The 14,636-nt window shown below is 64.1% G+C and carries 9 protein-coding genes; 3 read left to right on the top strand and 6 right to left on the bottom strand.

From position 1 onward, the window contains the following. The first annotated feature begins 42 nt into the window (after nt 1-42). Entirely contained in the window at nt 43-1,251 is a 1,209-nt protein-coding gene (locus IVB41_RS26185; protein WP_247436260.1) for a multidrug effflux MFS transporter, read from the top strand. Between the two features lie 69 nt (nt 1,252-1,320). Here the strand turns inward: IVB41_RS26185 and IVB41_RS26190 are convergent, their stop codons facing one another. After that, nucleotides 1,321-1,671 carry a RidA family protein gene (locus tag IVB41_RS26190; protein WP_247436263.1) on the bottom strand — a complete coding sequence of 117 codons (351 nt, stop codon included), beginning with the start codon at nt 1,669-1,671 and terminating at the stop codon, nt 1,321-1,323. Nucleotides 1,672-1,999: 328 nt separating this feature from the next. Here IVB41_RS26190 and IVB41_RS26195 point away from each other — a divergent pair, with 328 nt between their 5' ends. Continuing rightward, nucleotides 2,000-4,321: a molybdopterin guanine dinucleotide-containing S/N-oxide reductase gene (locus IVB41_RS26195; RefSeq protein WP_247436266.1), complete on the top strand. Its 2,322-nt coding sequence runs from the start codon at nt 2,000-2,002 to the stop codon at nt 4,319-4,321. 81 nt (nt 4,322-4,402) lie between these two features. Here the strand turns inward: IVB41_RS26195 and IVB41_RS26200 are convergent, their stop codons facing one another. Continuing rightward, nucleotides 4,403-5,386: a helix-turn-helix domain-containing protein gene (locus tag IVB41_RS26200; protein WP_247438162.1), complete on the bottom strand. Its 984-nt coding sequence runs from the start codon at nt 5,384-5,386 to the stop codon at nt 4,403-4,405. A 353-nt stretch (nt 5,387-5,739) separates the two neighbouring features. On the opposite strand from IVB41_RS26200, the gene IVB41_RS26205 reads away from it, so the two are divergent. Then, on the top strand, nt 5,740-8,622 hold the full coding sequence (locus IVB41_RS26205) for a winged helix-turn-helix domain-containing protein (RefSeq protein ID WP_247436269.1): 2,883 nt from the start codon (nt 5,740-5,742) through the stop codon (nt 8,620-8,622). A 51-nt stretch (nt 8,623-8,673) separates the two neighbouring features. Here IVB41_RS26205 and IVB41_RS26210 read toward each other — a convergent pair whose 3' ends face one another. From IVB41_RS26210 to IVB41_RS26225, 4 genes are all read right to left on the bottom strand, one after another. Beyond that, nucleotides 8,674-9,630, bottom strand: a complete 957-nt coding sequence (locus IVB41_RS26210) for an alpha/beta fold hydrolase (protein ID WP_247436272.1) — start codon at nt 9,628-9,630, stop codon at nt 8,674-8,676. Between the two features lie 140 nt (nt 9,631-9,770). Then, nucleotides 9,771-10,472, bottom strand: a complete 702-nt coding sequence (locus IVB41_RS26215; RefSeq protein WP_247436274.1) for a type 1 glutamine amidotransferase domain-containing protein — start codon at nt 10,470-10,472, stop codon at nt 9,771-9,773. Nucleotides 10,473-10,657: 185 nt separating this feature from the next. After that, complete coding sequence (locus IVB41_RS26220) at nt 10,658-11,365, bottom strand: hypothetical protein (protein WP_247436279.1); 708 nt, start codon at nt 11,363-11,365, stop codon at nt 10,658-10,660. Between the two features lie 118 nt (nt 11,366-11,483). Beyond that, nucleotides 11,484-14,327, bottom strand: coding sequence for a winged helix-turn-helix domain-containing protein (locus tag IVB41_RS26225; RefSeq protein ID WP_247436282.1), 2,844 nt, complete (start codon nt 14,325-14,327; stop codon nt 11,484-11,486). Nucleotides 14,328-14,636: the final 309 nt, after the last annotated feature.

Below are 14,636 nucleotides of genomic sequence, written 5' to 3' on the forward strand. Positions count from 1 at the left end.
GTCCCTGCCTCGCCGCATCTGGACAGGAGCTGGGAGCGCAGCATGTCCATTGACGTCGAGGGCACGGTTTCTGCGGCGGGGCATGGGCGTAAAGCAGGGGCGGCGGCGCGCAGAATAGTGATTTGTGCCCTGGCGGCGACAGGCATTCTTGCAACCAACATCTTCTTGCCTTCGCTGCCGGTCATCGCGGCCGATTTGCATGTATCCAGCGCGGCGGTCACGTCGGCCTTCACGATCTTTCTAGCGATTTTCGCCATAGGGCAATTGATTGCCGGCCCGCTGTCGGACCGGTTCGGGCGACGCATGCCGATCCTGATAGGACTCGGAATTTTCATCGCCGGTACGATCTGGTGCGCTTTCGCGCGCGATCTATCGAGCCTGCTGATCGGCCGATCGATGCAGGCTTGCGGCGCATGTGCGGCTTCGGTGCTTTCACGTGCGATCGCCCGGGATCTGTTCGATGGCCAGGCACTTGCAAAGGTCATGGCGTCGATCACAATGGCAACCGCGGCCGCCCCAGGCTTTTCACCGCTGCTGGGGAGTGTGCTCGATCTATTCTTTGGCTGGCGCTCGGAATTTGCCTTTGTCGCGGCCTTCGCGCTCTGCACGGCTTTGGCCTATGCGACCTTCGTCGGCGAAACCAATGACGGCGCGCGTCGTTCTCTGAACCCGCTCAAAATTGCCGGGGCCTATCTGGAGCTTGTTCGGGATCGCCGGTTCGTTGCGCCTGCTAGAACCGCTGGACTGGTGATGGCCGGTCTATTCGCGATTTTCTCCAGCGCGCCGCGGGTGCTGCTCGAATTGTTTGGATTCTCGCCAATCACACTTGGTCAGCTATTTGCGGGCGTCGTCTTCCTGGTGTTTGCGGCCGGCATGCTGGCGCCTAGGCTATCGGCGCGGGTTGGTACCTGCCGTGCGACGTCGGTCGGTTTGGGATTAACCGTCCTCGGAGGCGTCGGGCTGCTTTGCGCGGTGCTGCTCGCGAACGGCGCGCTGCTGCCATTTCTGTTAGCGGCTTCCGTCTTTCTGTTCGGCGTCGGAGTGGTGAGCCCGCTGTCGAGCGCGGCAGCGCTGTCGCCGTTTGGCAGCAAGGCCGGTATCGCCGCAGCCCTGTTCGGATTCTCGCAAATGGCGGGCGCTGCATGCGGTGCCTCTCTCGCGGCGATTGTCGCCAGCGATCCGGCCGTCGGGGTAGGAATCGTGCTGACAGCAACGTCGCTGGTCGCGGTTATCCTTCACAAGCGGCGCTAATCTGAGGTGGATCTTGCCGAGAACAAAATGGGTTTGGTGTGAGGTTCTTTGCGGCGCCTTGGCATGCCACTATTGTCGAGCGGCGACGGCTGTGATCTCGAGTTTGACACCGGGACCGAGATCGGCCACGCCGATTGCGGCGCGCGCCGGCAGATGAGCTTGTGCAAAATGCGCCTTCCAGGCCGCATTGAACTCTGCCTTTTCCTTGAGGCTGGTCATATAGATGGTCACCTGCAAGACGTTGCTCAGATCGGATCCGAGGGTCTTGAGCAACTGCGCCAACTGCCCGAGGACGTCGTTTGCCTGCCCCGACATGTCGAGGCTCGTGTCCTCGGGGACGATGCCACCGATGTAAAGCACGCCATGATGCTCGACCACTTCGTGGAGCAGACCTTCGTAGGGCAAGACGCGCTTGATCATGATTGGACCGATGTTGCTGTGTGACGGGCCGGGATATCGCACATTTCAATGTCAGTGTCGTCGCAAGAGATCTCGCGCCAGGTCTTGTCGGAAGACGGACCTGCACAGCTCTGAATGCAGACGGCTAACGCGTTGAAAATAAAAGTACAAATTGGTCGAAAAATCGCCGCCGGTCGTCCATGCAAATGTTCGCCAATCTGTCTTTGCACGAGCGCCCGGCATTTTCGCCGGCCCAGACCCGACGACATCGAAGAGCGGATCGCTATACTGCTATCCGGATGACATCGGTACGGCCGGGACCGCGCCGACCGGAACAAGGAATGCGACGATGGACGATACGATTGGCTTCCCCGACCCCGGCCTCGACCTCTCCGACGGTTTCAAGCCGCACACCTCGCATTGGGGCGTGTTCTCGGCACGTCAAGGAGACGCCGGGCTCGAGGTCAGGGCGTATGCGGGCGATCCCGATCCAAACCGCATCATCGACAATTTTCCCGGCGCGCTGCGCCATCAGGCGCGCATCACCCAACCTGCGATCCGCCGCGGCTGGCTCGAACGCGGTCCCGGTCCGGACGATCGCCGCGGCCGCGACGAATTCGTCTCCGTCAGCTGGGAGAAGGCGCTCGATCTGCTCGGCGACGAGCTGGCACGCATCCGTGACACGCGCGGCCCCGGCGCGGTGTTCGGCGGCTCCTATGGCTGGTCGAGCGCGGGCCGCTTCCACCACGCACAAAGCCAGGTGCATCGCTTCCTCAACGTCGCCTTGGGCGGCTATGTGCGCTCGGTGAACTCCTATTCCTCCGGTGCGTCCTCGGTGCTGCTGCCGCAGATCCTCTGCGGTTACGAGGACATCACCAAGCGCAACGTCACCTGGGAGCAGATCGCGGCTGATACCGACGTCGTGTTTGCGTTCGGCGGCATGGCGCTGAAGAACTCGATGGTCGCAGGCGGCTCGATCAGCAAGCACGTCGAGCGCGGCGCGATGGAAGCCGCGCGCCGCCGCGGCTGCGAGTTCATCCTGGTCAGCCCGTTGCGCGAAGACCTGCCGGTCGAGGCCGGCGCCGAATGGATGATATGCGTGCCCGGCACCGACACCGCGCTGATGCTCGGCATCGTTCATACGCTGGTCGCGGAAAACCTGCACGACCAGGCTTTCCTCGATCGCTACACCGAGGGATGGCCGGTCTTCCTGCGCTATCTCACCGGCGAGAGCGATGGCCAACCCAAGCACGCCGAATGGGCCGCCGCGATCTGCGGCGTCGACGCGAATACAATCCGCAAGCTGGCGTGCCGGCTCGCCGGCAAGCGTGCGCTCATTACCGTCTCTCATTCGCTCCAGCGCGCCGAGCACGGCGAGCAGCCGGTGTGGATGGGCATGGTGCTGGCGGCAGCGCTCGGCCAGATCGGCCTCTCCGGCGGCGGCTACGCCTATTCGTTGGGGGCGATCGGCTATTACGGCCGCCGCGTCAACGACGTGCCGGGGCCGACACTGGGGCAGGGCCGCAACGCTGTCCGCGATTTCATTCCGGTGGCGCGCATCGCCGACATGCTGCTCAATCCCGGCAGTACCTATCGCTACAACGGCGAGACGCGCACCTATCCGGATATCGGCCTCGTCTACTGGGCCGGCGGCAATCCCTTCCATCACCACCAGGACATCAATCGCTTGCGCAAGGCGTTTGCGAAAGTCGACACGCTGGTCGTGCACGAGCTCGCATGGACTGCCACGGCCCGGCATGCCGACATCGTGCTGCCCTCGACGATGACGCTCGAGCGCGAAGACATCGGCTATTCCAGCAACGATCCCCTGATGGTCGCCATGCACCGGATTGCCGAGCCGTTCGGCCTTGCGCGCGACGACTACGAGATCTTTGCCGATCTCGCCGACCGTCTCGGCGCGCGCGAACCCTTTACCGAGGGGCGGACGTCACGGCAGTGGCTGGAGCATCTTTATGAGCCGACCCGCGCCTCGCTCGAAGCGCGCGGCCTGGAGGCGCCGAGCTTCGAAGAGTTCTGGCGGCGGGGCAGCTTGGTGGTGCCGCAACAGCCCGACGACGGCGGCCGGCTGCGCCGCTTCCGCGACGATCCCGTCAACCAGGCTTTGCCGACGCCGAGCGGTCGCATCGAAATATTCTCTGCCAAGATCGCGGGTCATGGCGATGCGGATTGCCCGGGCCATCCGGTCTGGCTGGAGAAGTCCGACATGCCGAAGCCGGGGGCGCCATGCTTCCTGGTCGCCAACCAGCCGGTGACGCGTCTGCATAGCCAGCTCGATTTCGGTGGACATTCGCTTCAAAGCAAACATCGCGGCCGAGAGGTCGCGCGCATGAACCCGCAGGACGCAGACGCACGCGGAATCAAGCACGGCGACATCATTCGGCTGTTCAACGCGCGCGGCGCCTGTCTCGCCGCGGTTCACGTCACCGACGGTATCGCGCCCGGCGTGGTTCAGCTCCCGACCGGCGCCTGGTACGACCCGATGGACCCCGAAGACGACGCGCCGCTCTGCGTGCACGGCAACCCGAACGTGCTCACACGTGACGTCGGCACCTCGTCCTTCGCGCAGGGCTGCACCGGCCAGCTCACGACAGTCGAGGTCGAGAAGTTCACCGGCAATCTGCCGCCGATCCGGGCTTTCGATCCGGTGTAGAAAAAAAGGGGCCGCCCTGTGGGTGTAGGGACAGCCCCGAGTGGCTCGCAGGCCCGGGAGGATGAGGGCGCGAGCGAATGTTCACGCGGCTGCGCTGATCCAGTCTCTCTCCGTAGAAGGACGACGCGGCGGGAGTGCTTGCACCTCTCGCCGTTCGCCTTTGCTGGCGAGGCGCCAGCGTGCCGGCGATTGATCGCTGATGCGCTTGAACACAGTCGAAAAATGCGCCTGCGTGCTGAAGCCGACCGCAAGCGCGATCTCCGCCAACGGCCGGTCGGTGGTTGCCAGCAGCATCTTGGCATGCTCGATCCGGTGATTGAGAAGATATTCGCGGGGCCGGTAACCGGTCGCGACGCGGAACTGAGCCGCAAAGTGCATTCTGGATAGGCCGGCGACGTTGGCGAGTTCGGACAGGCTGATGCAGCGGTGGAAATGATCGGCGACATGTTGTTCTACGCGCCGCAGCCGCCATTTCGGCAAGGCATTGACCCTGGCGCGTGGCAATTCCAGGCGCGCCAGATGCATCGCAAGGGTTTGACCGATGCAGCGCGTAAACTCGTGGTCCGCGGCGTCGCCAAGTTCGATTAGCGCCTTGGCAAGCTCGGCTGCGAGCGGATCGCGCAACAGGACGAGATCATTCAATCCCTCGGTCCCGGAAAATTGTGCCGGAAATTGGTCCGCGGAAATGTGAATGTGCAGGAAGGCGCATGGCGACTGGAATTGCACGGCAAGGGGCTTCGACGGCGCGGTGAGATACAGTGTGCCCGCGGGCATGGTCCCGTCGAAAATGACTTGGCGATCCCGGGTCAGTTTCGCCCGCGTGGTCTTGAGGGCGATGCCGACGAAATAGCGATCCTCAGGCGTCGTCGCTTGGTGCGACGAGGTGCTCCGCGGGTCTTCCCATCGCGAGATCGCGATATCCTCTGCCACCGCGCCCGTGCGCGGATCGACCTGACGCCATTGATGCTCGCGAATGATCGCCTGTGTTGCCCGGGGGAGCTCGCAATCCCCCGGGGCGCCCGGAAATTCAATCCAGGCATCACCTGCCTGCAAATTGGTCAACATCGTTCGTCCTCTCCGGGCGTTCTCCGCTGTTTGCAACCAGCAAACGTGCAAAGCCCTGCTTTCCATGTTGAGAGGATAGGCGTGAGCTGACCTGCAAGCTCGTTAGTGGTGATTAGGATGTGTTAGTTTTTGTGGGAGCGCATCAGGTGCGGCATCCCTTCTCAGGAAGCGTCCTTTTTGTACAATTTATCAGATATTTGCGCATTCTCGATCCGACTCAGGAGAGCGCCGGACGTCGCGAGGAGATCGATGCGGCGGTGTGAGTTCCATGCGTTGCCCTCGCTGGACCTCGCATCGGTGCCGGGTATAGTCGCGGCGCATTTCGAAGGAGCGATCGTCAGGATGAGTCAGAAATGACCGAGCTCTCGGCAGGACATGGCCCCCGCGGCAGCGACGCCGCAACAATTCTGGATCTCGATGCCGTCGCGTTCGGGCCATTTTCGCTTCGGTCGCGGCTGCTGGAGAAGGATGGCTTGCCGGTCAGGCTCGGTAGCCGCGCGACGGATATATTGCGCCTGCTGGTCAGTCGCGCTGGCGAAGTGGTCCCGAAGAACGAAATTCTCGGCTATGCGTGGTCCGGACTTTCCGTCGAGGAGGTCAGCCTGCGCGTCCATGTCGCGGAGCTGCGCAAGGTGCTCGGCGACGGAAAGGATGGTGCCCGCTACATCACCAACATCCCGGGCCGGGGCTATTGCTTTGTCGCGCCCGTGCGGCGTGGCGGGCGCGCGGAGGTGGCTACACCGGCGTCGCGTGTGCCTGAAAGGGCCGCGCCGCCACCGTCGCTACCGCGCCGATTGGACCGGATGGTCGGGCGGGAGGACGCCGTGGCCGAGTTGGCAGCGCGCTTGCTCCGCGATCGCTTCGTCACGCTGCGAGGGCCGGGCGGCATCGGAAAGACCACCGTTGCGACCGCGCTCGCGCACGAGATGTGCGATAGCTTCGACGGCAAGGTCCATTTCCTCGAATTCGGTCCGCTCAAGGACGGAGCGCTGGTCGCGAGCACGGTTGCAGCCGCGTTGGGCCTCGTCGTGCACCACGAGGACCCCTCGGCCAGCATCGTCAATTTCCTGCGCGGCCGCCGGCTGCTTCTCGTGCTCGACAGCTGCGAGCACGTCATCGAGGAGGTCGCGCGCCTTGCAGAAAACATCCACCGGGAGGCGCCCGGCATCGTCATCCTCGCAACCAGCCGCGAGTCGCTGCTGGTGGAAGGCGAGCAGATTTTCGAGCTCGTTTCGCTCCCTGGTCCGCCGCAGGGCACCCGCCTTAGTGCCGGCGAGGTGCTGGCCTATCCCGCTGTGCGCCTGTTCGTCGATCGCGCCGTCGCGGCGGGGCATCGCGACGACATCACCGACGAGGATGCCGAAGTCCTGGCCCGGATTTGCGGCAAGCTCGACGGCATCGCGCTGGCGATCGAGCTGGCTGCCGCACGTGTTGGTCTCTATGGACTGCGCGAGATGGCGGCGCTGCTCGACAACCGGCTGCAGCTCGAATGGCGCGGGCGGCGGACGGCGCCGCCGCGGCAGCAGACGCTCGGCGCTACGCTCGACTGGAGTTTCGGTCTGATCGGCGAGAGCGAGCGGATCGTATTTCAGCGCCTCGCCGTCTTCGCAGGTCACTTCACGTTGAAGGGCGCGATAGCAGTCGCGGCCGGGGCGGAGATGGCGGAGGATCGCGTCGTCGAGGCCCTGGAGCAACTCGTGGTGAAGTCGCTGGTTTCCACCCAGCCGGACGGCGCATCGCGGCGCTATCGCCTGCTCGACGCAACGCGTGCCTATGCCCTGCAGAAACTGGCCGACGGCGGACAGCTGGCGCAGATCGCGCATCGTCATGCTCTCTATGTTCAATGCACGCTCGAAGCGGGCATGAGGGACAAGGAGGGCAGCGATCATGCGTCACGTTTGCAGGAACGCGCGAGCCTGCTCGCCGATGCCCGCGCTGCGCTGCAATGGGCTTATGCCAACGACGACGGCGCCGGCTTGCGCGTGCCGCTCGCCGGCAGCTGCACAAGGCTGTTCGTCGAACTCAATTTGCTGAACGAGGCCCGCATCTGGTCCGATCGCGCACTCGCAATGCTGGACGAGGCCGACCGGGGCGGCGCATGGGAGCTCGAACTTCAGTCGACGCTCGGTCACGCCTTCATGTTCACCGAGCGTAACAGCGAGCAGGCGGAATCGGCGCTCAGGCGCGGGCTGGAGATAGCGGAAGCGCTTTCCGATCACGCCAACACATTCAGGCTGTTGTCCCGGCTCAACATGTTCTACCGCCGGACCGGTCGCTATCGGCATCTGGTGCCGACTGCGCTTCACGCCGAGCGGATTGCCCGTGTGATCGGCGATACCGCGGGCATCGCCGGGAGCAAAGCGCTGCTCGGCGTGTCATATCACCTCGCCGGAGACCAGGCCGAGGCGCAAGCCCATCTCGACCAGGGCCTGCGCGACGACGCTGCGCTCCGCGGGACGCAACCTGGGCATTTCGCCTATTCACGCACACCGCAGATCCCGCTCGCGCGCGTCCTATGGCTGCGCGGCTTTCCCGATCGCGCGCTCGAATGCGTCCGGCCGCTCGTCGGCGCTTCGGCGCCGCATGACGTGGTCATGCATTGTATCGCATTATGCTGGTCCGCTTCGGTGTTCGGCTGGCTCGGCGACTGGTCGTCAGTCGAGGCCATGACCGATCGCCTGGCGGCGCATGCGAGCATGCACGGACTCGTGCCCTACGAAGCCGTCGCGACGGGTTTTCGGGCACAGAGCATGATCGCCCGGGGCGAGGTGGCCGGCGGCGTCGACCTAATGCGGAGTGCGCTTCCACGCCTGCATGCCGATCGCTACGAACTCTATGCCTCGGCGTTCGCCGCGGATCTGTCCCAAGGTTTGGTTACGTTGGGACAATTGACGGAAGGCATTCAGGTTCTTCACGAATCCATTGCTCGGGTCGAGCAGGAAGGCGGCGCCTTCGACCTGCCCGAGCTGCTCCGCCTGCGCGGAGAGCTGGAAATCCTTGGCGGCAATCCCGACGCGGCCGAGGCGGATCTTGTCGCCTCGATCTCGCTTGCCGAACAGCAGGGCGCCTTGTCCTGGCGGCTGCGAGCCGAGATGTCGCTGGCGCGGCTTCGAATCCGGCAGCATGTACAAAATCCGCTCGCACAGCTCGCTCAAACCTATGCCCGGTTCTCCGAAGGTTTCGAGACCGCCGATCTCATTGCAGCACGGCAGATGCTGAACGGGCCGGCGGCCTGACCAGGTCGGCACGACCGTGCCCTTCTCGCTGCTGAGCGCGTCCACCAGTGCTCAACCCTTGTGTCCACCCAGCCGCGCCAGGAAGTCGCGGACAAGCGTAGCGATCTCGTCGGTGGCTTCATCCAGCGCGAAGTGGCCGGCTTCGAGGATGTGAACCTCGGCATCCGGCACATCGTTGCGATAGGACGTCGCGCCTGCGACAGTGAAGGACGGATCGTATTTGCCCCAGACCACCAGCGTCGGTGGCCGCGTCTGGCGCAACCACGCCTGCCACTTCGAATACGAGGCGACGTTGGTCCGGTAATCCAAGAACAGCGTGGTCTGAATCTCGGCCTGGCCGGGACGCGTCAGGAACGCGTATTCGTCGATCCAGGCGTCGGGGTCGTAGCGCTCGGGACGCGGACTGGAGCCGAGATGCCGCTGACGCGTCGCCTCCAGGGATGTGAAGTTGGCCTTGAGCGCCTCGAGCTCGCGTGCCGGGTCGGCCCAGTACTTCCTGCGCGCATTCCACAGCGGGCTCAGCCCCTGCTCGTGCGAAACCGCGTTCTGGATGATGATGGCGCGAACGCGTTCGGGATGCGCCAGCGCCATGCGGAAGCCGACAGGACCTCCATAGTCCTGCATGAACAAGACGTAGTCCGTGAGGCCGAGCTTCGTTGTGAGTTCGCCCATTGCGGCGGCGATGTTGTCGAACGTATAGTTGAAATCGGACGGCGGCGGCGCGCTGCTGTTGCCGAAACCGGGATAGTCCGGCGCGATCAGATGATATCTGTCGGCGAGCAGCGGCATCAGAGATTCCCACATCCGCGACGACGAGGGAAACCCGTGAAGCAGCAGCACCGTCGGAGCGTCGGCGGGCCCGGCCTCGCGGTAGAAGATCTCGAGGCCGCGGATGTCGACCTTGTGATAGCTGATCGAGCGCCGGCTCGATCGCAGATCCTGCGCCGAGACCTGCACGGTCGCGCAGGCCAAAGCGGCTGATAGGGCAAGAGTGATTGGGATGTTCATGTCATCGCTCCGAATCCAGCATGTGGCGTGAAGATGTGTCGCAAGTGCGGGACATTGCGCTTGCTGCGGGGCATGCCTCGGCCTGTCGGCGTCGAGAGGCCCGATTGCGGGCACCTCTCGTGATGTGCCGCATCCGGGAACTACGAAGCGCGTGCCAGCGGCTTGCCCTTCAGGGCGGCCAGCAGGGCCTGCGCGGCTGGACCCGAGGAGTGCGGGTTCTGGCCCGTGATCAAGAGGCCGTCGGTGACGACGTGAACGCCCCAGTTTGCCGTTTTCGAGAAGACGGCGCCGAGCTTCAGCATTTCGTCTTCGACCAGGAAAGGCACCACCTTGGTGAGGCCGACGTCCTCCTCTTCACCGTTGGTGAAACCGGTCACCTCCTTGCCCTGGACCAGTGGCTTGCCGTCGGGCGCCTTGACGTGGCGCAGCGCGCCAGTCGAGTGGCACACGACGGCGACTGTCTTGCCGGCGGCAAGGAAGGATTCGATGAGCTTGACCGAGTCCTTGTCCTCGGCGAGGTCCCACATCGGGCCGTGACCGCCTGGGTAGAAGACGGTGTCGAAATCTTCCTGCTTGACGCTGTCGAGGCGAACCGTCCTGTCGAGCTGGGCTTCCGCGTCGGCGTCGGCTTCGAAGCGCAGCGTCAGGTCGGTGCGAAATTCGGGCTCGTTGCTCTTGGGGTCGAGCGGCGGACGGCCACCCTTCGGCGAGGCGAGGGTGATCTCGGCCCCGGAATCCTTAAAGACGAAATAAGGGGCGGCGAGCTCCTCGAGCCAGAAGCCCGTCTTGCGCCCGGTGTTGCCGAGCTGGTCGTGCGAAGTGATGACCATCAATATTTTCATGACCGTTCTCCTTGAGTGCGTTTGCGGCGATGACGCACTCCATTGTGGTGGAGATGCGCCGAGCTGGATCTCGTCCGAGCACGTCACGTCGTTCGTTGCTCGCGATCCCAATCTGCACTCAAGGCCGGCTGTTGGCGCGTTATGTATTGTTAGACGTTGAGAGCACGGAGATGTCGCGCGTCCCGCTACTCGAAGACGGCGTCAAAGATCTCGACGTCCATCAGCACGGGCTTGGCGACCACGGTTCCGTCGGGCCGCAGCGTCTGCGCGCGTCGGAGCGTCGGCACCACGATGCCGCCGAAGCTGTCATGGGCCCAGGAGTAATGCGCGACTTTCATGCCGAACAGATCGTGGTCGGTCCGCCGCTGCAACGCGTTGTGGTCGAAATAGAAGATCTGCTCGGGGGCGAGCGTGATCAGGCCCGGCGGGAACTGCGCCCGCAACCGCCGCCATGTCTCGTTGTTCTCCTGCCACGGTGGCAGTTCCTCCACCACGACATCGGGATGAGCGAGCAGGAATGGATTGGTCAGATAATTCCAGATCGCGACGCCGCAGAAGAAGACGAGATGCAGCTCGTCCGCGAGCGCGGGCGAACCGGTCTCGGTGAACGCAAGGCTCGGATTGGGCCAGGTCCTGAGGATCTCACCCTCGAGGCTTTCGATCGTGATCGCGTCCGGCTGAAACGAGCCGGAGTGTTCGCCTCCGGTGATGCCGGTGAAGCGGACCGACTGCGTGCGAATCGAGCCCTCCGCCGTCACGTCCTTGAATTCGCTGGCATGTCCGGTGCTGGAGAACAGCGTTCCGGCGACGGAGAGGTGAAGCGTGAACCGGCTCAAGCTATTCCAGCGGGCCATTCCGCCGCTGGCATCAATTGCATCGTCAAGAAGCGCCATGTCCCGCCATATCCACCATGAAGTGTCACCACCATGGCGGGGCGGATGCGGCTTGGCGTGTTAGAATTTGTTAGGAGTTGCGAGCGGATAGCCTTGCGGTATCCCATTGAAGATACTCTCAATTCAGCGCCGTAAGGAGCTCCCTGGCGGCGACGAGATCACGGGTCTGGAGACCCTCCTGGTATCGTGCGACGAGCGGAGCGAGCAGGGCGCGGGCGTCTCGGGCTTTACCAGCTTGGCGCCAGACCCGGCCGAGACTGATGGCCCCCCGCAGCTCCCAGCCGAGCGCGCATTGGCGACGTGACAGATCGAGCGAGTCCCGGAAGCAGCTTTCGGCCTCCGCGGCCTTGCCCGACCGGGCGAGGATGTCGCCCTTGACCCTGAGCATCTCCGGCATGTCGAAGGATTCGCCATGATCGGGAATCTCGGCGATGGCATCATTGATGGTCTGCAAGGCTTCGCCGGCCTGGTTCTGGAAGGCGAGACCCTCCGCGAGCGCAGTCGCAAACACCGTCGTCATGATCCGGTGTCGCGTCGCGTACAGCGTGGCCTGGCTGCGGCGGAGGTGCTCGATGCCGGCGGCGACGTCGCCGCGGCGAAGCAGCAGCTCACCCTTCTGGCCGATGCCGACCGCGTGATAGGGCCCGAGGAAGTGCCGCGCGGAATGATCGATCAGCCGCTCGATCAGGCTTTCCGCATTGGCCAGATCGCCGACCCACAGGAACACGTAGATGGTCCAGATCAAGGAAATACCGAGAGTGAGCGGCTGTTCGAGCAGCTCGGCTTCGCGAATGGTGTATCGCGACGCCTCGATCGCACGATCGGGCCGGCCGGTGAGCCAAAGCCCGCGTGCCAGCGCCACCAGTGCGACTATGCGGTCGTCATAGCCGAGATGCCCGATATTCAGCCGCTGCGAGCCGGGATTATGCAACATCGCGCTCTCGCAGAGCTGCACTGCCTTGTCCTGGTTGCCGATTAAATGATGGGCGACCCCCAACATCCATTCGACGTTCAGCGTGCTGGCGGGATCGTTCAGCTTCCGCGCGACGCTTTCGCCTTGTCCACCGATTCCGAGTGCTCCGTGAAAATCCCCGACCCTGGTGAGGTAGATGTGTAATCCGCGCAGCAGCCAGAGCTGCCAGTGCAAATCCTGGAGCTCCCGCGCAAGCTGGAGACTGCGCGTGAATGCCGAGCGGACCGCTTCGGTATTGCCTTGCGTGAACATCGCGGAGACGCCGAGCGCGGCCTGCAAGATCATTTCATTGCGGCCATCCTCCGCGCTTGCGTCGAGGGACGCCAGCGCCTGCTGGGTCCAGCGGTAGCATTCCGTCAGCAATGTCAGCTCAAGGAAGAACTGGGCCGCTGACGCCGCCAGATCCACGCCGATCGTTCGGTCCCCGCCGTCCGAAAAGCTCCAGTTCAGCGCGGCCCGGACATTGGGCAGGTGGTCGGCATAGGGAAGAAAGCCGCCGGCACTCTGCATGCCCGTGGATTGGAGAGCGATGTCGCGCAGGAAGTCGCGAAAATATTCGGCGTGGGCGCGTGCGGCGCGGTCCGCTTCGCCGTTCTCGACGAGCTTCTCCGCGACGAAGGCACGTGTGGTGTCGAGCAGGCGATAGCGCAGCCGCCGCTCCGCAGGCGAGGTCGCGATCAGCGATTTGGAAAGCAGATTGGAGATCGCCTCGGCGGCTTCTGCTTCGCCAATGCCCTGACAGGATGCGACCGCAAGCGCGGCTTCCAGGGTGAATGGCCCGACGAATGCCGACAATCCGCGCAGCGTTGCGCTTTCGGTTGCCGGCAGCAAATCATAGCTCCAGGCGAGCGCCGCACTCAGGGTGTGGTGCCGCGGGACGGCGGTGCGCCGCCCGCGCCACAGCAGCGAGAAACGGCTGTCGAGCAGAGAGGCGGTCCCGGCGATGCCATAGGCATTCACACGCCCGGCCGCGAGCTCGATGGCGAGCGCGATGCCGTCCAGCCGACGGCAGATATCGGCGACGAGCGGCGCATCCTCTTCGCTGAGCTCGAACTCGCTCAGGCTCTCTGCGATGCGTTCCACGAAGAGCTGAGTTGCAGGATAGGCAAGGATGTCGGCGATGCCGAGGCCGTCGCGCTGTGGCGGGCAATCCAATGGAAACAGCCGATGGACACGCTCACCTTCGGCGCGGAAAGATTCGCGGCTGGTGGCGAGAATTTGCAGCTCGCCCGCTTCCCGGACGATGCGCTCGGCCAGAGGGGCGAGATCGTCGAGGATGTGCTCGCAACTGTCGAAGACCAGCAGCATCCGCCGGCTGCGCAGGAATGTCAGCAACCCCGGCATCGGGTCGTCGGAATTGACTGTCAGGCCCAGCGCGGCCGCAATCGTTCCCGTAACGAGCCGGGTCTCCCTCAGTGCGCCGAAATCGACAAAACACACCTGGCCGTCGAAGGCCTGGAGCTCGCGATGCGCGACCGCCAGTGCTACTGAAGTCTTGCCGATTCCGCCGGGGCCGACGATCGTGACGAAGCGATGCAAGGCCAGCTCGGCGGAAATTCTCTCGACCGCATCGTCCCGCCCGATCATCCTCGCGAGTGGCGAGGGCAGCGAGCGCGGCGCAGCAACGGGCAGGCTGGTCCGGCTCCCCGAAGGGGCGGCCTGGAGCAGCGCGGCCGTGAAGCAATAACCTCGTCCGGGGACGTTGACGACGTAGCGGGAGCCTTCGCCCGGATCGCCCAAGGCCTTGCGCAGCGTCGTGATGTGAAAGCGCAGGCTGCCTTCGTCCACGTTCACGTCGGCCCAGACCCGCCGCATCAACTCACGCTTGTCCACGACCTCGCCGGCGCGCTCGGCGAGAAAAACGAGGATATCGAGTGCGCGGCCGCCGAGGTGAACAGGGGCGCCGTCCTTCTCGAGCAGCCGCGTCTTTGCGAACAGCCGGAATGGCCCGAATGCAATGGCCGAATCCTGGTCGTTAGTGTCCGGCACGTGCCAATCATTCCAGTGAAAGAGCTGAACTCTGCACTTTGATCTACCAGAAGGGAACCCTGAGTAAACTGGTCGAAAGTGGCGAAATCGCGTGGAGGGTGCCGGCAATTGGCCGGTCGCGCGCGACGATCCGTCGCAAATTGTACTCAAACGCGAGCATCTCGCGAAGCGATCGGGACAACCCGGCAGCGTGCTTGACCGACCAGCTCACGCTCGGACTGCCCGTCGTCGTACCGCCATCATAACAGAATCTTGCAACGTCTAACGAGCAATGCGCACGAACTGCATCCAGTATCCGTTCCGAGTTTG

The organism is Bradyrhizobium sp. 44, assembly GCF_023073095.1.
In the GTDB taxonomy this organism is placed as follows: domain Bacteria; phylum Pseudomonadota; class Alphaproteobacteria; order Rhizobiales; family Xanthobacteraceae; genus Bradyrhizobium.